Source organism: Microbacterium algeriense, from assembly GCF_008868005.1.
GTDB lineage: Bacteria > Actinomycetota > Actinomycetes > Actinomycetales > Microbacteriaceae > Microbacterium > Microbacterium algeriense.
Genome location: NZ_WAAO01000003.1, coordinates 724,847 through 751,317 on the forward strand (window position 1 = coordinate 724,847; position 26,471 = coordinate 751,317).

At 65.7% G+C, this 26,471-nt stretch carries 23 protein-coding genes; 12 read left to right on the top strand and 11 right to left on the bottom strand.

Annotation, left to right across the window (positions count from 1 at the left end; translation table 11 throughout):
* The first annotated feature begins 105 nt into the window (after nt 1-105).
* From F6A08_RS17160 to F6A08_RS17180, 5 genes are all read left to right on the top strand, one after another.
* A complete protein-coding gene (locus tag F6A08_RS17160; RefSeq protein ID WP_026049689.1) occupies nt 106-1,071 on the top strand; it encodes a PstS family phosphate ABC transporter substrate-binding protein in 966 nt (321 codons plus the stop codon).
* Nucleotides 1,072-1,085: 14 nt separating this feature from the next.
* The gene (pstC, locus tag F6A08_RS17165; protein ID WP_017201968.1) at nt 1,086-2,042 is read left to right on the top strand and encodes a phosphate ABC transporter permease subunit PstC; all 957 of its coding nucleotides are present in this window, start codon (nt 1,086-1,088) and stop codon (nt 2,040-2,042) included.
* Nucleotides 2,042-2,956 (top strand): phosphate ABC transporter permease PstA, encoded by a 915-nt coding sequence (pstA, locus tag F6A08_RS17170; RefSeq protein ID WP_017201969.1) that lies wholly within the window; start codon nt 2,042-2,044, stop codon nt 2,954-2,956. Before pstC ends, pstA begins: the two co-directional genes overlap by 1 nt.
* A 92-nt stretch (nt 2,957-3,048) precedes the next feature.
* Nucleotides 3,049-3,822, top strand: a complete 774-nt coding sequence (gene pstB, locus F6A08_RS17175) for a phosphate ABC transporter ATP-binding protein PstB (protein ID WP_225855885.1) — start codon at nt 3,049-3,051, stop codon at nt 3,820-3,822.
* Between the two features lie 104 nt (nt 3,823-3,926).
* Complete coding sequence (locus F6A08_RS17180; protein WP_017201971.1) at nt 3,927-4,505, top strand: winged helix-turn-helix domain-containing protein; 579 nt, start codon at nt 3,927-3,929, stop codon at nt 4,503-4,505.
* Here F6A08_RS17180 and F6A08_RS17185 read toward each other — a convergent pair.
* The 3 genes from F6A08_RS17185 to F6A08_RS17195 all read right to left on the bottom strand — a co-directional run bounded on the left by F6A08_RS17185 (nt 4,487) and on the right by F6A08_RS17195 (nt 8,566).
* Entirely contained in the window at nt 4,487-5,443 is a 957-nt protein-coding gene (locus F6A08_RS17185) for an arsenate-mycothiol transferase ArsC (protein ID WP_017201972.1), read from the bottom strand. The two genes, F6A08_RS17180 and F6A08_RS17185, sit on opposite strands and share 19 nt — an antisense overlap.
* Nucleotides 5,440-5,757, bottom strand: a complete 318-nt coding sequence (locus F6A08_RS17190) for an ArsR/SmtB family transcription factor (protein ID WP_040568244.1) — start codon at nt 5,755-5,757, stop codon at nt 5,440-5,442. Before F6A08_RS17190 ends, F6A08_RS17185 begins: the two co-directional genes overlap by 4 nt.
* Nucleotides 5,758-5,833: 76 nt before the next feature.
* Complete coding sequence (locus F6A08_RS17195; RefSeq protein ID WP_151460107.1) at nt 5,834-8,566, bottom strand: NACHT domain-containing protein; 2,733 nt, start codon at nt 8,564-8,566, stop codon at nt 5,834-5,836.
* A gap of 280 nt (nt 8,567-8,846) precedes the next feature.
* Between F6A08_RS17195 and F6A08_RS17200 the strand changes: the two genes are divergently transcribed.
* Nucleotides 8,847-9,497 (top strand): hypothetical protein, encoded by a 651-nt coding sequence (locus F6A08_RS17200; protein WP_151460108.1) that lies wholly within the window; start codon nt 8,847-8,849, stop codon nt 9,495-9,497.
* 51 nt (nt 9,498-9,548) lie between these two features.
* On the opposite strand, the gene F6A08_RS17205 is transcribed toward F6A08_RS17200, so the two are convergent.
* Nucleotides 9,549-13,307: a hypothetical protein gene (locus tag F6A08_RS17205; RefSeq protein WP_151460109.1), complete on the bottom strand. Its 3,759-nt coding sequence runs from the start codon at nt 13,305-13,307 to the stop codon at nt 9,549-9,551.
* Nucleotides 13,308-13,565: 258 nt separating this feature from the next.
* On the opposite strand from F6A08_RS17205, the gene F6A08_RS17210 reads away from it, so the two are divergent.
* The 3 genes from F6A08_RS17210 (at nt 13,566) to F6A08_RS17220 (ending at nt 16,884) form a co-directional block, all read left to right on the top strand.
* On the top strand, nt 13,566-14,327 hold the full coding sequence (locus tag F6A08_RS17210; RefSeq protein WP_017201976.1) for a hypothetical protein: 762 nt from the start codon (nt 13,566-13,568) through the stop codon (nt 14,325-14,327).
* A complete protein-coding gene (locus tag F6A08_RS17215; RefSeq protein WP_083512992.1) occupies nt 14,243-14,962 on the top strand; it encodes an RES domain-containing protein in 720 nt (239 codons plus the stop codon). Before F6A08_RS17210 ends, F6A08_RS17215 begins: the two co-directional genes overlap by 85 nt.
* Nucleotides 14,963-16,131: 1,169 nt before the next feature.
* Entirely contained in the window at nt 16,132-16,884 is a 753-nt protein-coding gene (locus F6A08_RS17220) for an SDR family NAD(P)-dependent oxidoreductase (protein WP_017201980.1), read from the top strand.
* 154 nt (nt 16,885-17,038) lie between these two features.
* On the opposite strand, the gene F6A08_RS17225 is transcribed toward F6A08_RS17220, so the two are convergent.
* Nucleotides 17,039-17,362 carry a DUF7882 family protein gene (locus F6A08_RS17225; protein ID WP_124894618.1) on the bottom strand — a complete coding sequence of 108 codons (324 nt, stop codon included), beginning with the start codon at nt 17,360-17,362 and terminating at the stop codon, nt 17,039-17,041.
* A 70-nt stretch (nt 17,363-17,432) separates the two neighbouring features.
* Complete coding sequence (locus F6A08_RS17230; protein ID WP_151460110.1) at nt 17,433-17,876, bottom strand: MarR family winged helix-turn-helix transcriptional regulator; 444 nt, start codon at nt 17,874-17,876, stop codon at nt 17,433-17,435.
* A 125-nt stretch (nt 17,877-18,001) separates the two neighbouring features.
* Between F6A08_RS17230 and F6A08_RS17235 the strand changes: the two genes are divergently transcribed.
* Entirely contained in the window at nt 18,002-18,241 is a 240-nt protein-coding gene (locus F6A08_RS17235; RefSeq protein ID WP_017201983.1) for a hypothetical protein, read from the top strand.
* Nucleotides 18,241-18,795, top strand: coding sequence for a MarR family winged helix-turn-helix transcriptional regulator (locus F6A08_RS17240; protein ID WP_017201984.1), 555 nt, complete (start codon nt 18,241-18,243; stop codon nt 18,793-18,795). Before F6A08_RS17235 ends, F6A08_RS17240 begins: the two co-directional genes overlap by 1 nt.
* A 9-nt stretch (nt 18,796-18,804) precedes the next feature.
* Here F6A08_RS17240 and F6A08_RS17245 read toward each other — a convergent pair whose 3' ends face one another.
* From F6A08_RS17245 to F6A08_RS17255, 3 genes are all read right to left on the bottom strand, one after another.
* Nucleotides 18,805-19,122, bottom strand: coding sequence for an ArsR/SmtB family transcription factor (locus tag F6A08_RS17245; RefSeq protein ID WP_026049692.1), 318 nt, complete (start codon nt 19,120-19,122; stop codon nt 18,805-18,807).
* A complete protein-coding gene (locus tag F6A08_RS17250; RefSeq protein WP_151460111.1) occupies nt 19,119-19,601 on the bottom strand; it encodes an SRPBCC family protein in 483 nt (160 codons plus the stop codon). Before F6A08_RS17250 ends, F6A08_RS17245 begins: the two co-directional genes overlap by 4 nt.
* A 91-nt stretch (nt 19,602-19,692) precedes the next feature.
* Nucleotides 19,693-20,913, bottom strand: a complete 1,221-nt coding sequence (locus F6A08_RS17255; protein ID WP_202814839.1) for an MFS transporter — start codon at nt 20,911-20,913, stop codon at nt 19,693-19,695.
* A gap of 90 nt (nt 20,914-21,003) precedes the next feature.
* On the opposite strand from F6A08_RS17255, the gene F6A08_RS17260 reads away from it, so the two are divergent.
* A complete protein-coding gene (locus tag F6A08_RS17260; protein WP_151460112.1) occupies nt 21,004-22,608 on the top strand; it encodes an SDR family oxidoreductase in 1,605 nt (534 codons plus the stop codon).
* Between the two features lie 19 nt (nt 22,609-22,627).
* Here F6A08_RS17260 and F6A08_RS17265 read toward each other — a convergent pair whose 3' ends face one another.
* Nucleotides 22,628-24,610, bottom strand: coding sequence for a BCCT family transporter (locus F6A08_RS17265; protein WP_017201989.1), 1,983 nt, complete (start codon nt 24,608-24,610; stop codon nt 22,628-22,630).
* Nucleotides 24,611-24,678: 68 nt separating this feature from the next.
* Nucleotides 24,679-26,451 carry an ABC1 kinase family protein gene (locus F6A08_RS17270; protein ID WP_151460113.1) on the bottom strand — a complete coding sequence of 591 codons (1,773 nt, stop codon included), beginning with the start codon at nt 26,449-26,451 and terminating at the stop codon, nt 24,679-24,681.
* Between the last annotated feature and the right edge of the window lie 20 nt (nt 26,452-26,471).

Consider the following 26,471-nt stretch of genomic DNA (forward strand, 5'->3'; position numbering starts at 1 on the left):
TTCATATAGATAGCCTTCTATAACTACGTCGGATAGACAAGCATCTATGTGAAGCGGCGATTTGACTGCTTCATCCCTCGAATACCTGAGATGAAGGAAGCACACGTGCGAAAGTCCACAGCAAAGATCTTCGCGTCCACCGCATTGGTCGTGATCGGGGCACTAGCCCTGAGCGGGTGCGGCGGGCAGTCCTCTGGTGGCGACACCTCTGGATCCGGCGCGAGCGGAGGCGGACTGACCGGTTCGGTGAACACCGACGGTTCATCGACCGTCGCCCCGCTGACTGAGGCCGCCGCCGATCTGTTCCGCGACGAGGAGAGCGGCGTGAACGTCTCGGTCGCGACGTCGGGAACCGGTGGTGGCTTCAAGACGTTCTGCGCCGGTGAAACGGATGTGTCCAACGCGTCACGTCCGATCAAGGACGAGGAGGCCGCCGAGTGCGAGGCCGCTGGCATCGAGTACACCGAGATCATCGCCGCCAACGATGGCCTGTCGGTCATCGTGAACCCGGAGAATGACTGGGCGGAGGACTTGACCGTCGAGCAGCTCAACCTGATCTGGGGTCCCGAAGCGGAAGGCGAGATCACGAACTGGAATCAGGTCGATTCCAGTTTCCCCGACCAGGCCATCACGCTCTTCGGCGCCGGCACCGACTCAGGAACGTTCGACTATTTCACCGAGGCGATCAACGGCGAGGACGGTGCGATCCGCACCGACTACAGCCCCTCCGAAGATGACAACATCACCATCCAGGGTGTCGCCGGAGACGTCGGCGCAATCGGGTTCCTCGGTCTCAGCTACGTTGAGGAGAACGAAGGCGTCATCAAGGCAGTCGCCGTCGACGGCGTCCTGCCGAGCACCGAGACCGTGCAGGACGGCACCTACACGCCGCTGGGTCGCCCCCTGTTCATCTACGTCAACAACGCTTCGTACGTCGACAAGGAGCAGGTGAAGTCGTTCATCGACTTCTACGTCGCCAACTCCGCGGAGATCGCTGAGCGTGCACTGTTCGTGCCGCTGACCGAGGAGCAGGTCACCATCGCCACCGACGAGCTCGCCTCGCTCGGCTGAGCACCGCACTCTCCATGACCGCCATCATTGAACGGCGTGGGGGTCCGGCTTCCGGCCGGGCCCCTGCCCCCGCCAGCAGCTTCGCCGGCCGCCGCCGCCCCGGCGAGTTCCTCATCAAGCTCGCCCTGCGCCTGGCTGCAGCCGTCACCGTCGTGACGACGGTAGGGATCCTCATCGCGCTGCTTATCCCGTCGCTGAGCTTCTTCGCCGAGGTCCCGGTCCTGGAGTTCCTGTTCGGCACCCGGTGGGCGCCGCGCTTCGCCGACGCATCGTTCGGCGTGCTGCCCCTGGTCACCGCGACGTTGTGGACCACGCTCATCGCGCTGCTCGTGGCGGTGCCGTTCGGGCTCGGGGCTGCAACGCTGCTCGCCGAGTACGCCCGCCCCCGCGTCCGCAAGGTCCTCAAGCCCTTGCTCGAGATCCTCGCTGGCATCCCCACGGTCGTCTACGGATTCTTCGCCCTGCAGTTCGTGCAAGGCACCGTCCTGCGGGACTGGCTCCACCTTCCGACCGGGGCGTTCAGTGTCCTCGCGGCGGGCCTCGTTATGGGTGTGATGATCATCCCGACGATCGCGTCGATCGCAGAAGACGCCATGTCCGCTGTCCCGCAGGCGCTCCGCCAGGGCAGCGCCGCGCTCGGAGCGAACCGGATGCAGACCACCCTCCGTGTCGTGTTCCCCGCCGCCCTGTCCGGGATCGTCGCGGCCGTCGTGCTGGGCATCTCCCGAGCGGTCGGCGAAACCATGATCGTCGCCATCGCCGCCGGCAACCAAGCACAGCTCGTCACCAACCCGCTCGATCAGGGGCAGACGATGACGGGATTCATCGCCAACGCCGCCCTCGGCGACTCCCGTGTCGGGAGCCTCGAATACAACACGTTGTTCGCGGTCGGGCTGCTGCTGTTCCTCATCACCCTGCTGATCAACTTCATCAGCATCCGATTCGTCCGCCGCTTCCGGGAGGCCTACTGATGTCCCCCACCTCGACGACCGCGACGCAACCGTTGCGCGCCTCGGCCCCCATCGCGACCGGCCGCAACGGTGAGATGCGACCGAGCGCACTCGCGTTCCTTGTGCTGCTGTGGCTCTCCCTGTTCGTCGCATTCGCGGTGCTCATCACACTGCTGATCACGATCTTCCTCACCGGGCAGAACAAGCTCTCCACGGCGCTGCTGTTCAACTTCCCCTCCGCCGACCCTGACGAGGCCGGAGCCCGGCCCGCCATCCTCGGATCCGTGTGGGCCATCGGTGCGACCGCCGTGATGACACTCCCGCTCGGGATCGCCGCCGCCGTGCACCTGGAAGAGTTCGCCGACCGGAAGCGGTGGTTCAACCGGTTCATCGAACTCAACGTGCAGAACCTCGCCGCAGTGCCCTCGATCGTGTACGGGCTGCTCGCGCTCGCCTTCCTCTCGATGCTCGGCGTCACCAACAAAAACATCGTCATCGGCGGGGCGTTCGCCCTGACGCTGCTCATCCTGCCGGTGATCATCATCGCGACCAGAGAAGCACTGCGCGCGGTCCCGCGAGAGATTCGCGACGGATCCCTCGCACTCGGCGCCACCCAATGGCAGACGACGTGGAGACAGGTGCTCCCCGCATCCGTTCCCGGGATCGCGACCGGCTCCATCCTCGCGCTCTCCCGCGCACTCGGGGAGGCCGCCCCGCTGCTCGTGCTCGGCGCGCTGGTGTACATCACCTTCGACCCGAACGGGCTCCTCAGTGGCTACACCACGCTGCCGATCCAGATCTTCAACTGGACCGGCCGCCCGCAAGAAGGGTTCCACGAACTCGCCGGCGCCACCAGCATCCTGCTGCTCGCCGTCCTCATCCTGATGAACGCTCTCGCGATCTTCATCCGCAACAAGTTCCAGAAACGGTGGTAACCATGAGCACTCCCACAGGCAGCGCCGCGACAGCGACGCACACGAACTTCCATGCCGCAGAAACACGACGGCTCGCCGCCACCCCCAGTGGCCTGATCCGCTGCGAAGACGTCAATGTGTACTACGGCGACTTCCGGGCCGTGACCGGCGTCAACCTCGAGTTCGGGCGTAACGAGATCACCGCGCTAATCGGACCCTCCGGCTGCGGAAAATCAACGCTGTTGCGCTCCCTGAACCGTATGAACGACCTCGTCGATGGTGCCCGCGTGGAGGGCACCGTCCTCTTCCAAGACGAGGACATCTATGCCAAGGCCGTGGATCCGATCGAGGTTCGTCGGCGGATCGGCATGGTGTTCCAAAAGCCCAACCCGTTCCCGAAATCGATCTACGACAACATCGCCTACGGCCCCCGGGTCACCGGGATGAAAGTCGACAACATGGACGACCTCGTCGAAGAGGCACTGACCCGCTCCGCGCTCTGGGGCGAGGTGAGGGACAAGCTCAAACAATCCGCGTTCGGTCTCTCCGGTGGTCAACAGCAGCGCCTGTGCATCGCGCGGACGATCGCCGTGCAACCCGACGTGATCCTGATGGACGAGCCCTGCTCCGCCCTTGACCCGATCGCCACGTCTCGGATCGAAGACCTCATGCACGAGCTCCGCAAGGACTACACGATCATCATCGTCACCCACAACATGCAGCAGGCAGCACGCGTGGCCGATCGCACCGCATTCTTCACCGCCCTCGCCGACGAAAGCACCGGTGACCGCACCGGCGTGCTCGTCGAGTACGACCTCACCCGCAACATCTTCGAGCAGCCGCAAGACCAGCGCACGGAGGACTACATCAGCGGACGATTCGGATGACCTCCCCGTCTGGTGGTGACCCGCGGTTCGTTCTGCACGGACGCAGTTCGGAGATCCTTCGTGGAAGCTTCGCTGAGTTCAGGCATGCAGGCGTCCCGATAGCGGTGCACGCTGAGATCGTCGATGCGCTGGCAGACTTGGCCCACGACTACGAGGCGTCGCTCGTCCTCGCCGGCGGGGAGTCAGTTGACCGGCTGGCGGCCATCGTGCAGATCGCCGAGCCGGTGTGCGGAGGACCGATCTTCTTCGGGGTGAGCGAAGACACGGAGACGTCGATGATTGAAGCCGCGATGCGGGCAGGAATGCGTGGCACCATCCGCCTCCCCATCACCCCCGACCGATTGCGTGAATTGGCCCGCTTGCACCCACGGACAGGGCCGCTGGACCGCACCCTCCGATTCGGGGAACTGACCCTCGACATCACGCACCGCAGCCTCCGTTGGCAGAAGCATGCGCTGTTGCTTCCTCCGCGCGAATTCGAACTCCTGCATCAGATCATGCGCGCGTACCCGGAGAGCGTGAGCATTGACACACTCGCCCTCGCCTTCGGCTCCGACCTTGAGGATCCGCACGCCTCTGTTCGCGTCGCCATGACGAAGCTGCGCGCACGGCTGGCGACTTTCGCCCCCGCACAAGCCCTCATCGAGACGGTGCGAGTCGCCGGCTACCGGCTCGCGTCCTGAGGCTCCACTTTGAGCTCGACCAGGAGTTGTAGCACCCGGGCGCGAATGTCGTCTCGAACGCCACGAAGACCGTCTTGGTCGAGCTCCAACGGATCCGGTAGATCCCACTCCATGTAGCGGCGCCCAGGGAAGACGGGGCACGCATCCCCACACCCCATCGTGATGACGTAGTCGGCGGCACGCACCACTTCATCGGTCAGCGGTTTCGGGAACTCTCCCCACAGCTCCACGCCCACTTCCTCGAGCGCAGCGGCAACACGAGGGTGTGCACCCTCCGCCGGTGAGGAACCTGCGGTACGCACGTGCACCCGGCCGCCCGAAAGATGACGTAGCAGGGCTCCAGCCATCTGCGACCGCCCCGCGTTCTGAACGCACACAAACAGGACCTCAGGAGTGTCACGGAGAACCAGGCCCTGACTAGTCGCCAGTGCGTCCAAGCGGTCGGCCGCGTACCGAGCGGTCATCGTCAACAGGTGCTCACGCACTCGCGTTCGCTGGCTCAGCAACAGGTAGCTTTGGGCGACATAACCGGCCACTGTCTCGCGGCTGAAGGTTGAACTGAATCTGTAAGAGAGGTCGTCAACGACGGTGGCCACAGCGCGTGGGAGAGCCGTGACGGGAGCCTCGGGGGTTGTCGGCTCAATCGACTCACTCAACAGCAGTCTCCCGAAACGGACCCAGGCATCGACGGTCGGCACCCAGACATCGTCATCGCTGCGGATGAGATCGACGAGCTCCAGCGAGTGGATTGCTTGCTCGACGACCGAGAGATCGGCATTCAGCACAACCGCTATGTCCGGCGCTTTGATACCGGAAGCAAGCACGCTGAGAACACGGAGCGTGTCGGGGTTACCGAGAACCGACACTTGACCTGCGCGCTCCCGGGCAGCACGCTCGCCGAGAGGGCTTCCCACTCGGTGCTGCGACTCCTCGCTCACCGCAGAAAATCCTCAACGGCGCTGCGGCGCGTCGGGTGCACGGAGAGCCAGCCGAGCTTGCCGTCCTGCTCACGTGCCAGGAACCCGTCGTCCAAGAGAATGCGGACGTGATGGGTCACTGTCGGCTGCCGCAGCCCCAGCGCCTCCGTCAGTTGACCTACGGTCGCCCGTTCATCAGCCGAGCCCAGCACGATACTCAAAATCTGGAGACGAGTCGGATCAGCGACCGCCCTCAGCGTCCGCGCCAGCTCTTCGGCCGCACCACGATTGAGCGCAGCTCCGACCCGAGGCTTCGGTGCAGGCTGAGCGGTCATGCCAGGATTCTAGTTGCCGAACCTTGCGACCCCCTCAGACGTGCCGGTGCTCGAAACGTGCGGGACTGAGACGCGACTACTTCGCGAACATGTCGCCGCGAAGCTTCGACGCGGCGTGCAACCGAAGTAGCTCGATACTGAGGGCTGCGCTTGCCGGACTGCTCTGCGACAAGCTCTTCGCAGCAGCTGCAAGGGCGGGACGAGCGGCATCCCGCTCAAGAGCAATCAGCATGTCGACCGAGACTCCGAGCGAACGTCCCCGCCAGACAGCACCAGGCGTCTGCAGTTGCTCGACAAGGAGGAGGACCTCCGCCGTCGGGTTGGATGCCCGGGCGAGAGCGCGTGCGAGGATCGCCGCATCAGCGTGGATCGGTCCGGGTTCGGGTCTGATGTATTTCCGCCCCTCGGTCAAGGTCGTTCGTGCCTGCTTGGCGAGATCTGACATACCGGCACTATTGTCGCTCAATGCGCGGGTGGCGAGGTTTGCAGGGTTCTCGCGGCTGAGCTCGTGCAGGGCTTCAAGCACGATGGCCTGCTCTCGCTCGCCTTGCTCCAACGCAGTCGCCAGAAGGTTCGCAACGCCGGCCGGCATGCCATCAGCGAGATCTGCGAATTGGTTCACAGCGGCGCTGAGGAGTTTGCGTCGTGTCGCCGGGAACTCGATCCCGAAGTTGTCGAGGTAGAGGTCGCCGGCGAGGCTCGCGCCGAGGGCTGTGATCGGCGACTCGGCGGCTTGAGTGTCGTATTGAACGACGATGTTGATGAGGTCATCGATGAGGTGCTCTCGACGCTTCAGCAGGCGGCCCGCCGCGAGCAGCCACGTGTTGCGCCAGTGACTTGATGGAACGAGTTCGCGCAGGTTCTGCAAGACGACCTGTTCGTCACCATCGGTGATCGCGCGAGCCGCCATGTATTCCTGCAGCGATCGCACCTCGAACTCATACTTCGATGTCTTCGGGGAGACGAGCATGACCAGTCGCTCCGTCGACAGTTTGAGGAGAGTCGTCGCGATCGACTCCGATTCACTCTCTTCGAACCCAGCCGCGCTCAGCCGGCGGCATAGGATACGGGAGATCTCGGCTTTCGTGAGGATAGCGTCCGAGTTACCTGGTCGCTCAGTTCTTGCTTGCAGCTTGAGCCCGGCCTGTTCGTGAAGATGGTCGATGTGTGGGCGCAGCGACTTCAGTTCCGTGAAGGCTTCACTTTTCGCCAGTTCACGGTCGTAGACGACGCGATAGTACCGGTCGAACAGCTCGAATCGATCCGTCGGAAGGTCGACTGCTTCTTCAGCGAGAGCAGTCATGATCGTCACCTGCAACGGTGTGGTCATCAGTCGTTGCGTCACTCGTTCATGGACGGCCGTGATGAGCCTTTGTGCAACCTGCTCGGCGAGGTCCGGATCGTCGACCGCCCGCAACGCGGTGAGTGCTTCCGAGTAGCTAATCGCTTCTGTCTCGGTGAGTTCAGACAGGATGATCTGCGTGCAGGGAAACGCATCGTCGAACTCCCGCCGGTATCCCTGTGGGCGTGTTGTGGCGACGAAGAGCACGTCCGCCTTCTCAGAGCTGAGCTCGCTCACTAGCGCTGTGACGGCCTCGATGAGCCGGCTGCGGATCTTCGCGTCAGGCACCTCGTCAAGGCCGTCGAGCACGAGGCATGACGGCCAGGTGCGCAACCAGTCCAGCAACGCCCCTGGGTCCGACTTCTTCCCCCGAATCAGGATGGAATCTGCAATGTAGGTGAGCAATGAAAACGTCGACGGGGAGGATGCGATTGCGGCCCCCGCCTTTGCCAGCTCGATCACGAACGGCCACCGACGTTTCTGCGGGTTCGGGATTCCCGCCTTTCTGAGCCGTGCGTCGAGGCCATCGAAGGCGAGCTGCGCCCTCTCGCCGTACTCCGCGACGTTTGTGTCAGCGAGGAAGGCGACACGATACGTGTGGGCGATCACTTGGGCGATCGTGCTCTTGCCCTGACCTGGGCCTCCAACGATGACCACCCCGCGAGGCCCCCGCCCTGAGACGGTCGACAAGTGGAGGTCTCCGATTTGCACCGTCTCGGCCGCGGTCATCAACCGCAGGTGGCCCTCCTCGCCCGCGCGCGCCTCCGCAGTGAACGGCAAATCGATAGCGATGTCCGCGAGCCTCACCTTCGACGCGTCGTTGTACCCCGCGTCGCCCGTTCGAACCCATTGCCTGTTGATGAGCTCGGCGACTGCATGCCCAGCAAGCCGGTCCACCTCGAGAGCTGTCTTTTCCGGGAGCAGTTCGGCGACTTGCGCAAGAAAGTCGCCGGTGACGATCTGCTCCAGGTATCGCTGTCGAATGGACGTGTGGGTGTCGAGCATGACGCGAATCTCGTCGTAGTCCCACACGTACCACCCACGCAGCCCCAAATCTTCCGCGTTGGCTGCAAGAAGCTGGTCGAACTGGTCGCGGCCGCCCGTGTCTTTGGTCCCCGTCAGCACAACGTTGGTGGAGAACAGCAGGTACTCCGGCGTCTTCTCGCCGACCCTCCTCTTTACGAGCCAACCACGCAGCTCGGAGCGGACCTCGTCAAGGAACCAACGCCAGTCAGCCGTCGTCGATACAGGCTTCTCGTTGTACTTCATTTGAATGACGCCGTAGCCATCCCACTTCGCGCCCGCCCCGACCGGGAAGTCGACGCGGCCGTCGAACGTGGCGTCGCGCTGCGCGTCGCGACCTGACCCAAACGGCCGGACACCATTGCCCAGCTCAGCCTTTGCAAGCGCTTGGAGCATGTGCTCGAACTGCTGCCAGCCCATTCGGTTGAGGTTGTAGTGGCCCACAGAGTCCCTCCGGGTCAACGTCGACGCCTATGAGGCGCATTAGAGACATTCTGTACCAGTGCTGCTGCCTATCCGGCTGAACCGGCGAGCGAACGCGTTCGACCGTACGGGGTTCTCCCGGCGACGAGAAACGATCCCAATCCGATCACCAGCGCGCACATTTGAGCCGAGTAGGGCGAGGCCTGAGCTCCGCCCGCCTGCCATTGAACCGATCGGATCCTCGACGTCAATGCCCAGGGAACCCTCCCCTTCCGGTGAAGGCTCATCTACGCTGTCGCACATGGATGAAACCGATGGCCAGCCACGGCCCCGCCCTTGGCAAGCACAGCCATCCACCGATGTGATCGCGGCGTTCACTGACGCCGTCGCTCGGTTGAACGCCGACGGGGACTTCATCGTTCGAGCGCTGACTGACCAGCTGCTCGCAGAGCGACCGATCGCGGACCAGGAAGAGCTGACGCCGCAGGAGATCAGCTATCTCACCCGGTCCAAGGCCTTCACGCCCGAGTCGTTCGAGAAGACATCGACTCGGGTTGCTCGCGGCGGTCTTCTGGCGAGCGAAGCGAGCACCCTTCTGACGGGCGTGCTTCAAACCATGTCCGCGTCCGCAGCCGCTGCCTTCTTGAGTATGGACGAGGACTCGCTCTTCGCCGCCGCCGATCGTGGCGAGTTGTACGCCGTCGATGTTGCCCACTCCAGACGGTTTCCGTCGTGGCAGTTCAGTCTCTCGTCGCCAGGAAAAATCCTGCCGCACCTGACCGAGATCATCGACATTGTGAAAGACAAAGGATGGGTGTCGGTATCGGCTCTCATGGCGACGCCCCAGTCGATCATGGTCACCGACGGGCACCAGAGCCCTGTGGAATGGTTCAGGCGCGGCGGCGACGCGGAGACCCTGGCTCGGATCATCGAGGCTCAGAAGTGGCGATAGAGCTCCTGCTGGGGACGTGAATTCGTGCGCGCCGCCGCTCTCGCATGTCACCTACGGCGTTTGGCCTCGAGCTGCGAGAAACTCCGTCGCCGTCTCAACCCGATACCGCTCGTCGACGTAGTTTGCCGGAGTGAGATTTCGGGTTACGAAGAGCGTGCTCAGGCGAAACTGCTCGCCTTCAGGCGGGTCCCCGAGTCCGAGGCGCGTCGCAATGCTCGCGACGTGGGGCGCTAGTTCGCTCTCCTTGCGGGCTAGCTGCGTGGCGTAGCAGGGCTTGGCCCCGCGGTCTCCTACCTGGTCCCGGAAGAAGGTGCGCAGTTGGCGTGCCGTCTCAGCGAATCCGTGCACCGACGCAGGATCCTTCGCCTCGATTAACCAGATGGTGCTATCGCCAGGGCGTCCGCACACGAGGTCAACTTCGGTCGTGAGAATCGGCACGCCGAGTCGCGCGTGGTCGTTGGGTTTCACGCGGGCGACCGTGGTGTAGCCGAGTTCCTCTAGCCGGTCTTGAAGGAATCTTTCGAACCGAATATTGCGGCGCGCACGGCGATCCGCAAGCGCGTTGCTGACAGGCTGGGGAACGTCTCCCGCCCAGGGAAGAACTCCTTGGAGGAGGTGGCGGTAGTAGACCTGGAAGGACGTCAGTAAGTACTGCGGGCTGATAATGAGTCGTCCGTCCGAGTCTTGCACCAGCGGTTGCACGAGGAGCCGGTGACGCCGTGTGCGCGTTTGCCAGGGTTTCCACTCCACGGCTTGCATCTGGACGGCCGTGCTGGTGAGCATCCGAATAGCGGCGTCAACACGCGTTCTCTGCGACTCATCCGCGTCCGGGCCCAGCGCGTCACAGACCCATGCTGTTGCCTCGGCCACGGTGACGTGCGCGGTCGTCCTGCTTGGCTCGAACGTTTCCCACTTTGCGAGGGTGGCGAGTGCGGCGAGCATGTCCTGCGACGTCGCTCCCCATGCCGGCTGGAACGCATCTTCGACGTCGTCTTCTTCGTTCGCCTGTTGCAGCGAGTCGTCGTCTTGAGTGCCGTGCAATCGGACGCTCGCAGCTGCACGGGTCAGTTCGTCGTTTCGCAGGCCCCACGCCGATGCGTCGGGATGCGGATCGTCGTCAACTGCCAGCTCGTACATCGGGCTGAGGTTGATGACTGCGGGCGCGACTTGGTGATACATCCGCTCACTCAGCGTGGTCGCGGTGAGGTACGCATCTGCGGCGGCAAGAAGACCGCTCCACTCCTGAGGAGTGATCGGCTTCACCGCCGCCGGATTGCCCAGGATGCGCAAGGCAGCCTCCACCACGATCTCGTTACACTGACGAAGCTGAAGTGTCTCCGCCGAGAGCTCGGCCGTGCGGGTGAGCGGATCCCATTCGGTCGCGAGATTCGCTGCGACTCGGGATAGATCGTCTTGCTGATGAATGGCACTGTCCATCACCCTCGCCAGCTGCTCCATCCCCGTGAGCACCACCTCGCTCACGTCGTGTCTCTTGATTCCTTCAGTCAGGGTCTCGAGAGCAAGGGGCGCAAGATGCTCGCGGATGAGTCGATTCGCGTCGTCCGCTCGGTACTCTCCCGGTTGAACGCCGGCGTCGTGGAGTCGTCGTCCCAAAGCCGCAACCATGCGGCTCTCATCAGAGGGTCGTAGACGCCACGGATCAGGCAGGTGATTGAGAGTGGTCCGGGCCTGCTTCATCTCCAAGATGAGAAAGGGTCTCGCTGTGCGCCACTGGTCGCGGAGCGCCGCTCCGGTGTCGATATCCATGCCGCCCGCGCGGAGCAGATCGAACACTGCATCCGCTGTTAGGAGATTCGCCGCGTGCGGATCTCCATTCGCCGAGTCTGCGAATCCCTCGACATCGATGCGCCACAAGAAGTTGACTGGTTCGTCGACGGCACGCGCGTGCGGGTCGAGATACGGCGTGACCACACCGGGCGGTTCACCCGAGACCGTTTCCGATGCGTGGAGGTAGAGGACGTATCCGGGCACATCGATCTCCTGGTGCGCGAAACGCCATCGATCACCAAGCGCAGCGAAGCCGTAGATTAGCCCGCCGCAGAAGTCGAAGAAGAACCGTCGGTGGTCGGCAGATGCTTCCTCCAGGCTCGCCCGTGCCACGGCAACGGGAGGTTCGGTGAGAGCGAGAGACCACCCGTCAACACTCGGCGCGATGTTGACACCGCGGGTGGCGTCGTACATGGGGTCACCTGCGATCATCGCGACGTTTGCGACGGGCCCCGGGGCGACTTCTGCCGCTCGGAGGTCTCGAATCGGGGGAAGCCCAACCCTGAGGAGCGCCACTTCGAGATCCGATAGCTCTACCGCTCGATCCCACTCGGCCTCGCCCGCGTGCGCTTCAAAGTAGACGGCATTGGGTACCACGCCACCCTTGAAAAAAGACTTGCCATTGGCTTTCCATGGCTCCCAGTAGTTGATCGCTTCCCATCCGAAACTCTCAGGGAAATCGGGAGCGCTCAGGTCCCGCGTGAATGCGTAGAGATCATCGTCGGACGTAGCCGTTTCCGCGATCCAGGTCAGGTCTTCGAGCGCGAGTTTTGCTTCGCCGACCGCCTGCGGCACAGCGATGTGACCGGGCGCAGCGAACACCGTCAACGGGATGACCTCCGCGCCCGGCCTGACGGTTCCTCGTCGCCCGCCCGCCATCCGCACCGGCACAGGGTCTGATTGCGACCTCACCTGTTTCGCCAGCTCCACTGAGCCGATGTATGGCGCCGGCGCGGCCCCCAGGTCGGGGACGTAGATGACTGAGACGGCGATGAAAGTGGACGGGTTCACCGGCACCAACCACTGAACGTCAATCCCGCGAAGCGGGGAATCGAGGCCTTCGCTGTTGGGAGGAGCTTCGATCAAGCTGTTGGAAAAGCGCCATAGGGACTGGCGAATCTGGTTCAGGCAAGAACTCCGGAGGGCTCGTCGTGCTTGCCCGTCCCGGTCGAGCGCAGACACCAGTTCTCGTACGGCATGGGCCATGATCTCTGGGATGAAAAGTGGCGGCACCCATCGATGTGCACCCGCCGAGTCAGCGAAGCGAAGGTACCTCCCGAACGGGCTGGAGAGACTCTCCGCGTCGAACGTGGCCCGACTTGCGGAGTTCGTCATCCATTCCAACGCCCTTTCATCAGCTTCACCGAGTTCGATGTGGTCGAGCGGGTTCAGGTTGAGGAGGGCCCGCGTCGCTTCGTACTCCGCGTCCGGCAGGGAGACCTCGTCGTTGAGCGCGAGGTCCGGGGCTGGTACCCATGCGTCTGCAAGGTGGCGGGCGCAGAAGTCGCCGTACTTCATCGCCACGTTCACCACGTTTGCGATGCCGAATTGAAATCGTCTGTGAAGCCGACCGTCTACCGCTTCCGCCATTCTGAGCGCACGCGTGAGGTCGGCGACCGGCCGTTCGGTGAGGCCAGGCACCGCGCGCAGCGGCTCAGAGCCGACCGCGAGGAAGACAGTTCGAGTCGGGTCGGTGGGGATGAAATCTTCACGCGCCGGGCCGATCCCATAGGTGGTAGCCGCTAGATCGGACAGTGCTTGGATCGAAGGCAGCGGCTGGTATTCGTCTGGCGCCGGAGCGGCGGAGGCTCGTAGCGCAGCCGCGAAGCTGCTCCCCAATGTCACCGACCGATGCCTGTTGCCGGGGGACGTGGCGGCGGCGAAAATCAGCGTCCAGAGCTCGTCCGGATCGTACGCTGAAAAGGCCAGTTCGAGTGCGTCGGGCTCCCGTCGCGCGGCGCTCACCGCCCGCGGTTGAGATCGAGACCGCTTGCTTCTCCGAGTTTTCTTGCTCTTTCCCACGCAAGCATTCAAGCGTAAGCCAACGACATCCGCACTGATTACTGAGCGTTGAAAGCGTTGCGCCGGGGAGGAAGGTGGCGAAGAGTTGGGGTGCCGCCTCGAACGCGCGGACGACAGGTCTCCTTCAACGCCGCTGCTCCCGGGCCAGGGAGCTCTTGACCGCTCTCACCTCGTCACCTCGCGGGGGTGCATACACGCAAAAGCGCGCGTAAGATATTGCGTGTACGCGCTAACCAGATGACGACACGAGGAGGCAAGATGGCCGTGAAGAAAAGTCGCACTCGTGCCGCCTCCGCTCGCGAGGCGACTGTGAACCGCGGCACAGTGACAGGTCGATTCCTCAACGGGAACCCGAAGCTCGTCGTGGCGACCAAGGCCCCCGCAAAGACCGACGTACAAGCCGGTGTCGAGCGCCTTGCGCAGGTGGCGAAGACGTCAAACGTCGACGTATCCGTGTTCAACGCACTCATCGACGAGCTCGCCGATGCCATGACCGACCGTCAATCGACCGAGCTGGGCCTCACAGAGCAGGAAGCCAACTTCCTGATCGAGTCTGGCGATTTCACTCCGGAGGAGCTCGCCGAGGCAGCCGCATTCGTCACCAGCGGTGGGATCGCCAAGCTCGAGCGCGAGACTCACGTGCGCGCCCTAACCAACACCTACACCGCATCCGAGGTCGCAGCGCTCCTCGGCATCGATGCCTCCAGTGTGCGTCACCGCCAGAGCAAGAACACCTTGTACGGCTTCCGGGCAGGAAGGATCCGCCTCTACCCTCGATGGCAGTTCATTTCCGGCGATAGGGTCTCGACGATCCCCCACCTCCCGCTGCTCGTCCGAGCGATCCCGTCCGACTGGGATCCGGCCGACGTCGAAGGCTTCATGACAACACCTCAAGACGACTTGCGGTCGAGCGATGAGTCTGTCGACCCCCAGGAATGGATGACGCCGATCGAGTGGCTGGCTGCCGCGAAGGATCCTGCACCCGTAGTGGACATCCTCGAAGACGCCGACATCACGTGAGCCCGTCGAACGCGAAAGTCCCCGCAACACCCCCGGCGCCGCTCACACTCGACGCGAGTGAGCACCTGAGATCATTCGATGGGATCCTCTGGCGGGTCTTCGCTACGAGAGGTGCTCACCCACAGGCGTGGGATGAGCTACGGCACTTCGGGCCGATCAGAACCATGCGCTTTGACCCGCATCCCGAGCCGCAGCAGCACCATGCCGATTATGGCGTGACGTACGCAGCTGCCGGATCTACAACAGCTCTCGGCGAGGTGTTTCAGAAGGGCCGACTAATCAATCGGCGCGTTCGTGGAAACACCCTCGCGGCTTGGCGGCCGACGCGTGAGCTTCGGTTACTGGATCTCACCAGCAACTGGCCCGTGATCAACGGGACGACCTCTTCGATCCAGATGGGGCCTAAGCGATACACGCGGAACTGGGCGAATGCGATCCATGACCAGCTTGGGTCGAGCATCGACGGGCTCTACCATGTGTCATCGATCGACTTCGGCCCGATGGTGACGCTGTTCTCGTCCGCCGAGGGCTCGTTCCCGCCGCTGCCGTTGGTGCACACCCGACTGGACTCATCCAGTGCGAACGTGTACCTCGCGAAAGCCGTGAAAAGGCTCGGCTACCGCGTTAAGAAATAGAACCGCCCCAGGACGGCAGTCCGCGATTCTCGGATTATCAGATGACGCTCGATCCACCCGTACTCTCAGTGCTATGCCAAAGCGTTCCACATTGCAGACTCTCGGCGGTGCTGTCGAAGGATTCCGGGACTTCGCGGCGGCGATCAAGAGTGGAGTGCCCACGGTTCGAAAGGGGTCAATGGCGGAGGAAGATCAAGCCCTCGCAGGAAACATCGTCATCCCTCATGCCATAGTCTCCGGGCTCGTCCTCACCGCTGCGGACCACGTATCCGCCTGGGCGGAGCTTGCCGCTAGCCCCGAGGAGAACGTGTTGCTCCTTCATATGCAGGCTGACTACACCTTGTTCCGTCCTGTCTTGGAGGGGCTCGCGGAGCTCATCTGGATCCTGGACGGCACCGATTCCTCGAGTCCGCAGGGCGCTCGAGATCGCCCGCATCGAGTACAGGCACGGGCTGAAGCTGACGAACGCTCTGCGCAAAGCTCAAACACCAGATGACAGAACGGAACAAGGAATAGCCGCGCTGGGGCGTTTCCTTAGGACCACCGCGACCAACCTCGGGTCCGATCCAGAGGACGTTCTCAGTGCGCCATTGATCGATCCCTCCTCGATCACAAGGAAGATTGCGAGTCGCGTTCCAGGCCCCACGTTGCGGACCTTCAACTATTGGGCGATAACTTCGGCCCACGCGCACGGGCAGTTCATCACCACTCTGCGCCACGCGATCGAGACGCGCCCATCTACACCTCAGATGGGCAGGACTCTGTACGAACCAGACGAGGAGTTGATCGCAGACCTCATCGAGTTCATTGGGACGCTGCTCGAGATCGCAATCAACCTCCTTAACGAACAGGGTTACGAACTTCGACGCTAGAGCTGTCCTGCTTGGCCGATCGGGGAGCGCTGGGTCGCCGAGATGCGCGCCATGGGGATTCAGAGCTCCCTGAGGCGAGATGTCCGACCCCATCCGTATGATCGAATCAGCCCCTTCGTGAGGCGGTTCGGTGAGGGAGTGGGCTTCGCGCTTTACATCGGACTTAGTCCGATTTCATCGCGATTCTGACATCTATTCACCTGAATCTACCCCTCGATCCGAGGCGTAGGCTGGAGGAAGGACGGACCGTCCGAGAAGATCTCCCGGCACCGCGCCCGTTCGGAAGTGGAGTCTCTCGTGGCTCAGTACGACGTCTCGAACCGCTCGGCGATCGTGACGGGAGCAGGCAGCGGGATCGGGCGCTCGACCGCCCTCCTGCTGGCGAAGAACGGCGCGGCTGTGGTCGTGAACGACCTGAACGCGGAGCATGCGAACGCGGTCGTCGAGGAGATCCGCGCCGCGGGCGGCACTGCAGAGGCCTCGGTCGGAGACGCGACCGACGCCACCTGGATCGCCTCCTCCGTCGAGCTCGCGAACACCCTCGCTCCGCTGCGCATCGGCGTCAACAACGCGGGCATCGGCGGCGCCAGCGCTCCCACCGCCGAATACGAGGACGACGCCTGGGACAAGGTGATCGCGATCAACCTCAACGCGGTGTTCCGCAACATGAAGGCGCAGATCCCGTCCATCCTCGCGAACGGCGGCGGTTCGGTCGTCAACATCGCGTCGATCCTCGGCAGCGTCGGCTTCGCGGGCTCGCCCGCCTACGTCACGGCCAAGCACGGCGTGGTCGGCATGACCAAGTCGGCAGCACTCGAGTACTCCGCTCAGGGCGTGCGCGTGAACTCGGTCGGTCCCGGCTTCATCGACACCCCGCTGCTGGCGAACATGGGCCCCGAGGCGAAGGACTTCCTCGTGAGCAAGCACCCGATCGGTCGTCTCGGCCAGGCGGATGAGGTCGCGAACCTCGTCGCCTTCCTGGCCAGCGACGCGGCGAGCTTCATCACCGGCAGCTACCACCTCGTGGACGGCGGCTACACGGCTCTCTGATCCACAGACATCCGGCCAGCGGGAACCCGAATCCCGGTGGCCGGATGTCGTGTGCGGCGACGCGTCAACCCCCCGGTCGCGTCGCCTCGCACCTCACCTCGTCCGTCGCACAGCTTTGCCCGAGAGTGCGACCGGCGGGGAGGCGGGCTGAGGGTCAGGCGACCGCGTGCATCCGCGGCGCGAGGCCCGACGGAGCGAGCTCCAGGTCGGTGAGGTCGAGGCCGGTCGACGTGCTCGCCGCCGCCATCATCTTGACGAGGAGCGGACGCTGGAGCTCGATGTCGTCACGGACCTCGAACCGGATCGGGATCGACGCGTGGACCCACAGGGTCTCGGAGGTTCCGCGACACGTCGGCACGGTCAGCGGAAACGACTCCCCTCGGCGCAGCTTCGTGACCGTGACGAGCCGCAGATGCGCGAGCACCTCGTCGTCGAGTTCGAACCGTTGCGCCTCACCTGCGTAGCTGAGCTGTCCCATGACCCCTCCTCGTGAAAGAGATGTTATGGAAGTTAGATTACTAGTTTAGCTAGCTAAATGGAAATCCGAGTCACTCGGACTCCGAGAGCTCCTCCGTCAGGCGTCGGAGGAACCGTGCGATGACCTCGACCTGCTCCGGAGAGAACTCGCTCTCGAGGCGTTCGATGCGCCGCGAGATGTCGTCCGCCGGCGAGGACGCATCCCGGGACGACGGACGGAGGATCTTCGAACGCGCATCGTCCGGATGCGGCGCGACGACGATCATGTCGCGGTCGGCGAGGCGACGGATCACCGAGGTGACGGCGGCGGTGCTGACCCCGAGGTGCGCCGCGAGCGCGCCCGGCGTGACGGGTTGCTCGGCGGGCGCGGCCGAGATGTACCGCAGGGCCGCGCGATCCGTCTCGTTCGGCTGCCGCTGCGCGACGAGCCGCCGCGTCAGCTGCGCATCGACCCGGCGGAGTTCATCCACGCCCCGCGCCAGCTCCGACGTCGCGGTCTCCACCATGTTCCCCATGTCACCTCTCCCGTCCCGCCGAACATGGTACCTCGCTCAGCTGGTTACTGGCTTATCTAGCAAAATTCCGGTTCGATCAGGGGCTCTCCGGGTGAGAGGATGAGAACCCGCGGCGAAAGGATGCCATGTTCGAGCGAGTCAGCCTCGAAGACGCGAAGTACATCGGGTACACCGAGCTGCTCGACCAGCTGCAGGAGCAGTTCCCCGCCGTGGCGCGGCACCGGATCGAGAGCATCATCGTCGCGGAGAACGACGCGATCACCGGCGGCTTCCTCCGCATCGTCCCGGCCGAGGTCGCAACGGGCGCGATCGAGATGCTGGAGCGGGAGCCGGTGGGCACAGGCGAAGACGGCGAGGTGGAGTGATGTCCGAACCACAGGAGTACGCCCGATCCGGCTACTGGTACCCCGACGGCGAGAGCGTCAGCACGGTCGATGTGCTGAACATGCTGCGCCGCTACCGCTCCGCCGAGACCGCCATGCGCGCGCGCACCCGGGCGTCCATGGGCATGAACGAGACCGACCTCATGGCGCTGCGCTTCCTCCTCCGGGAGCAGCGCGCCGGCCGGATCGTCCGCCCGATCGACATCGCCCGCATGCTGGACATCTCGACCGCATCGACGACGACGTTGATCGACCGCCTCGAGAAGGGCGGCCACGTCCGTCGCGAGGCGCATCCCACGGACCGGCGCGCCGGGGTGATCGTCCCCAGTGTCAGCAGCGACGAGGAGGTGCGCGCCACCCTCGGCGCGATGCACCGCCGGATGCTCACGCTGGTCGACGAGCTCTCCGACCAGGAGCGGGCGGTCGTGACGCGATTCCTCGCGGGGATGACGGCAGCGATCGAAGAGGCCTCCGACCTCGACCAGGAGCTGCGCGATGTGATCCGCGACCACGAGGGCCCCGAGAAGTCGGAGTGACGCCGGGGCTCAGAGTCCTTCGGCGATCTCCTTGATCGCGGCGAGGCGACGGTCCCACTCGCGCCCGATCGCGTCGAGCTTCTGCGCGGTCGCGGACAGCTCCGCTCCGACCACGCGGAAACGCAGCTCGCGGCCGGCGCGCACGGGCTCGACGAGCCCGACCTCCTGCAGCACGCTCAGATGCCTCGCGATCGCCTGGCGACTCACCGGAAGACGCCCGGCGAGGGCGGACGCCGAAGCATCCCCCTCACCGAGCGCCGTCAGGATGCTCCACCGCGTCTCGTCCGCGAGGGCCGCGAACATGGGCGTCAGGGTTCCTGTCGTCACGCTTCGCCTTCCACCAGTGCCACCATCTTGTCGAGCTCCAGGTCCCACCCCGTGCGGTGCGCCTCGAGGTTCGCGAGCGGGTCGGAGGTGCGCTCGAAACCGGACTCCACGACGGTGAGCCGTGTCCCGCCGTCGGACTCCTCGAGCGTGAAGGTGAAGACGGTCGAGGTCGCCTCGTCGACGGCATCCGGCAGCTTCCCGAGCGCGTCGTCGTTGTTCCAGCGGTACGCGATGCGCCGCGGCTCGTCGTACTCCTCGATCCGGAGGGGGATCACGTCGTAGTCGGGGAACGTCATCGTCCCGGTCGCCCCGACCCCGGTACCGTCCAGCACGGTTCGGCCGAACCAGCGGGAGACGTGCTCGGGCTCTGCGACGGCACGCCAGACCTTCTCGATCGGTGCCGCGATCTGGATGCTTCGCCGGACCGAGAAGGTCTCCTCGTCGACGACCGATGCCTCGTTGTGGGTCATGTTCACCATGATGCTTCCTTTCGGTGCTTCACGCCTTCTTCGTCGGCCCTGCGCCGACTGCAACTCTAGAGTTGCACATCGGTCTCGCTCAGTGCAACCCTTATGTTGCAGTTCTGCGCTTGTCGAGGAATCCGGCCAGCAGCACCGCGACGAGGGCGGCGGCCGGGGCGACGATGAGTCCCACCCGGAGGCTCTGCGTCTCGGCGATGTACCCCACGAACGGCGGCGACAGTAGGAAGCCCAGGCGCAGCAGCCACGACACGACCGTGAGCCCGACACCGGGTCGCAGACCGGGGAGCTCGTCCGCCGCGTGCATCGCCGCGGGGATGAGGGTCGCGATGCCGAAGCCGACCGCCGCGAACCCGAGGATCGTCCCCGGCACACTCGGGAAGACGAGGGCGAGCGTCATCCCCACCGCGGCGATGAGACCGCCGATCCGGGCCACCCACCGCTGCCCGAAGCGGTCGGTGAGCGGATCCCCGAGCAGACGTCCGACGAACTGCGCGCCGACCAGGGCGATGAAGCCGAGCGGGGCGATCGCGGCGGCAGCCCCCAGGGAATCCGCGAGATACAGCGTCGCCCAGGAATTGCCCGCATCCTCGGCGACGGCGCCCGCCATGGCGATGAGGGTCAGCGCGATGACGGCGATCACGGTCCGCGGACGCACGCCGCGACGCACGGCGCCCGCGAGCGCGGACGGCTCCGCGGCGGCATCCGCCTCGGTCTCGTCGTCGCGTCCGGGAAGGCAGAACCGCAGCGCGACGAGGGCGACCGTCGCGAAGACGGCCGTGGAGATCCCGAGGTGCACGCCCAAGGGCAGCCGCAGCGCGATCGCGATCGCGGCCATCACCCCGCCGAGCACCGCGCCGATCGACCAGATCGCGTGGAAGGAGTTGATGATCGAGCGGCCGTAGCGGCGCTGCACGCGGAGTCCGTGCGCGTTCTGGGCGACATCCGTGATGGCATCCGACGCTCCGCCGAGGAGCAGCGCGATAGCGAACAGCACTCCGGACGGAGCGAGCGCCGCCGACAGCAGCCCCAGGCTCGTGAGCACGGTTCCGATCACGGCGATGCGGGCCGAGCCGAATCGGCGGATCAGCACCGCGGCGAGGAGTCCCGCCGCGATCGCGCCCGCCGGGAAAGCCGCGATCGCGACGCCGTAGCCGAGATTGTCGAGGCCGAGCGATGCCTTGATCTCGGGGTAGCGCGGCAGGATGTTCGCGAACAGGGCGCCGTTGGTCAGGAACAGTGCGGACACGGCGACACGGGCGCGGCGGGAAGCCTGATCCGGCGCGGATCGAATCGATTCGACAGACAGCATGTCCTCGATCGTACAGGCACGTCCCTACTGAGCCTCCTCCCCCTCCGCAAGCCCGTCCTCCGGACGCCCGGCTGGACGTACGCTCGACCCATGACCGAGCTCACCCAGCCCACCGGCCGCGAAGAGACGCTGCGCGCCCGACCCCGCGCCGACGGCACCGCCCCGCGCGCGCTGGTGCTCGGGGCCACCGGATACATCGGCGGGAGGCTGACCCCTCGCCTCGTCAACGCCGGCTACCGCGTGCGCGTGCTCGCCAGAGACGCTCAGCGGGCGGCGTCCTTCCCCTGGGGCCGGGACTGCGAGATCGTCGAGGGCTCCGCCGACGACGAGGACGCGGTGGCCCGTGCCGTCGCCGATGTGGACGTCGTGTACTACCTCATCCACTCGATGACCGCGGGCGCCGGGTTCGAGGAGAGCGACGAGCGTGCGGCCCGCACCGTGGCCGCAGCGGCCGTGCGCGCCGGGGTGCAGCGCATCGTCTACCTCGGCGGGCTGCATCCCGAGGACGTGGACCTGTCTCCGCACCTGCGTTCGCGGGTGCACGTGGGGGAGATCTTCCTGAACTCGGGCGTGCCGACGCTCGTGCTCCAGGCGGGCGTGGTGATCGGCTCCGGGTCGGCGTCGTTCGAGATGATCCGGCACCTGACCGACGTGCTGCCCTACATGCCGGCGCCGAAGTGGGTGCGCAACCGCATCCAGCCGATCGCCGTGCGCGACGTGCTGCACTACCTGCTCGGCGCCGCCCGCGTCGCGCCAGAGGTCAACCGCGCCGTCGACATCGGAGGGCCGGATGTGCTCCGCTACGGCCAGATGATGAACGGCTACGCGGTCGAGGCCGGCCTGCCGCAGCGGGCCATCGCCGCCCTGCCCGTGCTCACCCCGGGCCTCGCCTCGCACTGGGTGAACCTGGTGACTCCCGTGCCGCGGTCGATCGCGCGGCCGCTCGTGGCGTCGCTGCAGAACGAGTGCATCATGAAGGACCACGCGGTCGACGACCTCATCCCGCGTCCCGCGGATGGACTGACGCCGTATCGGCGCGCCGTCGGCCTGGCCCTCGGACGCGTGGAGGCCGACGATGTGGAGACCAGCTGGCAGGATGCGGAGGTCTCCGGTGCGCCGAGCGACCCGCTGCCGAGCGACCCGGACTGGGCGGGACGCACCGTGTTCACCGACGCCCGTTCGGTCAGGACCGCCGCCTCTGTCGAGGAGCTGTGGCGCGTGATCCTCGGCATCGGCGGCGAGAACGGCTGGTACTCCTCGCCCCTGCTGTGGGCGATCCGAGGGTGGATGGACCGCATCGTCGGCGGCGTGGGGCTGCGCCGCGGACGCCGGAGTCGCACCGCCGCGCGTGTGGGCGATGCGATCGACTTCTGGCGGGTGGAGGCGGTGGAGCAGACCGAGGCGGGTCATCTGCTGAGGCTGCGCGCCGAGATGAAGGTGCCGGGAGAGGCGTGGCTCGAGCTCCGCGCCGTACCGGATGTCGAGGGCGCCCGGTACGAGCAGCGCGCGGTGTTCTTCCCCCGCGGGCTCACCGGTCGGCTGTACTGGCTCGCGGTGCTGCCCTTCCACGGACTGATCTTCGCCGGCATGGCCGCGCGCATCACTGCGGCCGCAGAGCAGCCCACCGCTCCTGCGAAAACAGGCGATCACGCCGGATCAGGCCGTTCCGACGAGGAACTGCCTGATCCGGCGTGATCGCCTGATCTCGAGAAGGTCAGTCGGCGCGGGGAGGCGCCGGGTCGTCCGCAGGGGCATCCAGCGCGGCGTCCACCGCGGCCTCCACCTCGGCGGGCGGGATGATGTCGATCGCCTCGGTCGCGGCCTCGTACACCTCGGCGAGCGTGTCGTCGACGGTGTCCTCGTCGATCCAGGCGAGGTCGTCCTCCGAGTGGTCGTACTCGACGGGCACGAGCGCGAAGTCGTCGCCGTACTCCTCGAGCCCGGCCATGACGCTGTGCCGAACCGCCGCTCTGGCATACCGGTCGCGCAGGATCAGCGGATCGCGCCGCAGATCCTTCATGAACGCGATCATCATGAACGCCATGATGATCGCGAACGGCAGCGCCGCGATGATCGTCGCGTTCTGCAGCGACTGCAGCCCGCTCCCCTCGGCTCCGCTCACCAGCAGCACGGCGGCGATCACGCCGACGAGCACACCCCAGACCACGGCGACCCAGCGTGACGGCTCCGGGCGGCCCTGCTGCGAGAGCGTGCCCATCACGAGCGAGGCGGAGTCGGCACCGGTGATGAAGAAGATCGCGATGAGGATGATCAGCACGATGCTGGTGATCAGCGGGAATGGCAGGTTCTCCAGCACCCCGAACAGCACCTCTTCCGGCGGGTCGACCACGAGGCCCGCGCCGTCCATCTGCTGCTGGATGGCCGTGGTGCCGAAGATCGCGAACCACACGAGTGAGATCGCGGACGGCACGACGATGACGACGGACACGAATTGGCGCAGCGTGCGGCCGCGCGAGATCTTCGCGATGAACATGCCGACGAACGGCGACCAGGAGATCCACCACGCCCAGTAGAAGATCGTCCAGCTCGACAGGAAGGCCTGCGCGGCCTCACCCTGCGAGGCGGAACGGCCGATCATAGTGGGCAGATCGCCGAGGAACTGCACGGCGACCGACGGGATGACGTTGAGGATCAGCAGCGTCGGGCCGACGAAGAACACGAAGAACGCCAGCAGGATGGCGACCACGGCGTTGATGTTCGACAGCGCGCGGATGCCCTTGGAGACGCCCGACACGGCGGAGGCGATGAAGCACGCCGTGAGCACCGCGATCACTGCGATGAGGATGCCGTTGCCGAGCGGGCCGGCACCGCTGACGAGTTCGACGCCGTGTCCGATCTGCAGCGCCCCGAGGCCCAGCGAGGCGGCCGTGCCGAACAGGGTCACGATGATGGAGAAGATGTCGATCGTGCGGCCGACCGGGCCCGTCGTGCGGTTCTCGCCCAGCAGCGGGGCGAAGATCGACGAGATCAGCGGCGTGCGACCGCGGCGGTAGGCGCCGTACGCGATGGCGCCGCCGACGAGCGCGTAGAACGCCCACGCCTGCGGACCCCAGTGGTAGAGCACCTGGGTCTGCGCCGTATGCATCGCCTCGAGGGTGTTCGCCTCGACCGTGCCGGGCGGCGGGTTCTCGAAGAACGTCAGCGGCTCCGCGGCACCCCAGAACACCAGGCCGATGCCCATGCCCGCGGCGAAGAGCATCGAGATCCACGAGAACATCGAGAACTCGGGCTCCTCATCGTCGCGTCCGAGCGGGATGCGCCCGTAGCGGCTGAAGCCGACGAAGAGCATGAAGACGAGGATGATCGTGGCGATCGTGGTGAAGAAGAACCCGAAGTACTCCACGACCCACGCGAGCACCGTGCTCGTGGTGCCGGCGAGGTTGTCCCCCGCGAACACGCCCCACGCGATGAAGGCGATGGCGAACGCGGCGGCGACGCCGAAGACGAGCGGGTCGGTGCGGTAGGTGCGGCCCGTCTCCTCGACCGAGACCCCGGGGACGAGCGCGGGGTGCACGCTGCGCGGCGGGACGGTCGTGATGTCCCGGACGATCTTTCGTGCGGCCTCGGAGGCCTTGACCGCCTGGCGGTGCGTCCCGGTCACGATCGCGTCGGTGCGCGGGCGCGGGGTCGGACCTCCTGCGGAGCGTTCGGTGGGCTTCTCGTCAGGCGTATCCATGAGAACCCATCTTTCCACGCGAGGCGCGGCGGCGTGGCCGGACCGCAGATCGTGCAGGTGCGAGGGGCTCAGCGGGAGCGGCGGCGGACGCCGGCGAACAGCGAGTGCAGCAGCGGGAGCACGGACACGCAGATCAGGGTGATCCCGAGCGGCGGGAGCGACGGGACGAGCAGTGCGCCGCCGATCAGCATCGCGGCGAACAGCACACCCGAGGCGATGCGTCGCGCGATGCCCTCGAGCCGGTCGAGGCGACGCTCCAGCCGCGAGGTGTCGAACGACACGTTGCCGTCGTCGATGCGCGTGATGATGCGGTCGATGCGACCGGGCAGCCGCCACGTCGTGGTTATGGTGTCCATGGCCTGACCCGCGAACTCCTGCACGAGGTTCCCGCTCTCATCGCGAAGCAGCCGTCCGGCGTAAGGTTCCGCGGCATCCCAGACGTTGAACGCAGGATCGAGGCCGCTGCACATGCCCGAGGTCAGCGATACCGCGCGGATCAGCAGCAGCATGTTCTCGGGCAGCTGCAGCGGGAGCGAGCGCACCATGTCGCCGAACTCCTCCGCGAAGTCACGGAACTCCCGCGGGTCGACCGTGCTCAGCTCCGCGAAGCCCATGCCCCCGAAGCGGGCGAACAGCGCGGTGAGGGCGCGTTCCAGCTCGGCCGTGTCTGCGGAGGGCAGCAGCACGCCGATCTCCTGCGCGGCGGCGACGAGGCTCCTGCTGTCGCGGCTGGCGACGGCGATGAGGAGCGTGCGCAGTCCGTCGCGGAGGCTGTCGGGCACCTCGGCCATCATCCCGAAGTCGATGAACGTGAGCCGGAACCGCCCCTGGGTCCCTGCGCCATCCCGGGTCCCTGCGCCAGCCTGGGTCCCTACGCCAGCCTGGGCCCCTGCGCCAGCCTGGGTCCCTGAGCTCGTCGAAGGGACAGGCGTGACGAAGATGTTCCCCGGGTGGGGGTCGGCGTGCACGAAGCGGTGGGTGAAGACCTGGTCGAACATGACCTCGGCGAACACGGCGGCCACCTCGGCCGGATCGATGCCCGCCGCGCGCAGTGCGTGCGTGTCGTTGATCTTGATCGCGGTCACGTCCGACAGTGTGAGCACGCGACGCGTCGAGCGCTCCCACACGATCTCCGGCGTATCGATGCGCGGGTCGTCGGCGAAGTTCTCCCGGAACCTCTCGGCGTTCGCGGCCTCGTGCAGGTAGTCGATCTCCTCGAGGCTGGTCGTCGCGAACTCCTCCACGAGGGCGGGCGCGTCGACGCGGTCGGCGACGATCCGCACGCGGGTCAGCCAGCGGGCGACGCGGCGGAGGGCGGCGAGGTCCACCGCGACGATGTCGCCGATGCCCGGTCGCTGCACCTTGACCACGACCTCTTCGAGCCCGGTGTCCGCGGCGTCGAGGGCCGAGAGTCGGGCGCGGTGCACCTGCCCGAGGGAGGCGGCGGCGACGGGCGTCTCGTCGAACCAGGCGTAGGCGCGTTCGAGCGGGATCCCGAGCTCGGCCTCCGCGAGCGCGCGGATCTTCGGCGTCGGCACGGCCGGCACCTCGTCCTGCAGACCCTCGAGCTCTTTCGTGATCTCCGGCGGGAGCACGTCGAGACGCGACGACATGAACTGCCCGACCTTGATCATGAGGCCGCCCAGGTCGACAGCCAGCACGTGGAAGCGCCGCGCGAAATGCTGCATCCGCTGCCCGCGCGTGCGCTCGGCGATGCCGCTCATGCCGAAGCGCGGCAGGACGAGCTCGAACCACCAGATCTTCAGGAACTCACGGCCCGCGAACGACAGGATGCGGCGGTACCGGGCGCGGTGGGCGCCCTGTGCCGCAGCATCCGTCATCGCGTGGTCCTCTCGCAGGT

Bases quoted from the DNA above. Each gene is read 5' to 3' on its own strand.
- pstA (WP_017201969.1), top strand. From the start codon at position 2,042: ATGTCCCCCACCTCGACGACCGCGACGCAACCGTTGCGCGCCTCGGCC.
- F6A08_RS17260 (WP_151460112.1), top strand. From the start codon at position 21,004: ATGACCGAGCTCACCCAGCCCACCGGCCGCGAAGAGACGCTGCGCGCC.
- F6A08_RS17225 (WP_124894618.1), bottom strand. From the start codon at position 17,362: ATGGGACAGCTCAGCTACGCAGGTGAGGCGCAACGGTTCGAACTCGAC.
- pstC (WP_017201968.1), top strand. From the start codon at position 1,086: ATGACCGCCATCATTGAACGGCGTGGGGGTCCGGCTTCCGGCCGGGCC.
- F6A08_RS17270 (WP_151460113.1), bottom strand. From the start codon at position 26,451: ATGACGGATGCTGCGGCACAGGGCGCCCACCGCGCCCGGTACCGCCGC.
- F6A08_RS17240 (WP_017201984.1), top strand. From the start codon at position 18,241: ATGTCCGAACCACAGGAGTACGCCCGATCCGGCTACTGGTACCCCGAC.
- F6A08_RS17215 (WP_083512992.1), top strand. From the start codon at position 14,243: ATGGATGACGCCGATCGAGTGGCTGGCTGCCGCGAAGGATCCTGCACC.
- F6A08_RS17265 (WP_017201989.1), bottom strand. From the start codon at position 24,610: ATGGATACGCCTGACGAGAAGCCCACCGAACGCTCCGCAGGAGGTCCG.
- F6A08_RS17200 (WP_151460108.1), top strand. From the start codon at position 8,847: ATGGATGAAACCGATGGCCAGCCACGGCCCCGCCCTTGGCAAGCACAG.
- F6A08_RS17230 (WP_151460110.1), bottom strand. From the start codon at position 17,876: ATGGGGAACATGGTGGAGACCGCGACGTCGGAGCTGGCGCGGGGCGTG.
- F6A08_RS17210 (WP_017201976.1), top strand. From the start codon at position 13,566: ATGGCCGTGAAGAAAAGTCGCACTCGTGCCGCCTCCGCTCGCGAGGCG.
- F6A08_RS17190 (WP_040568244.1), bottom strand. From the start codon at position 5,757: ATGACCGCTCAGCCTGCACCGAAGCCTCGGGTCGGAGCTGCGCTCAAT.
- F6A08_RS17250 (WP_151460111.1), bottom strand. From the start codon at position 19,601: ATGGTGAACATGACCCACAACGAGGCATCGGTCGTCGACGAGGAGACC.
- F6A08_RS17235 (WP_017201983.1), top strand. From the start codon at position 18,002: ATGTTCGAGCGAGTCAGCCTCGAAGACGCGAAGTACATCGGGTACACC.
- F6A08_RS17255 (WP_202814839.1), bottom strand. From the start codon at position 20,913: ATGCTGTCTGTCGAATCGATTCGATCCGCGCCGGATCAGGCTTCCCGC.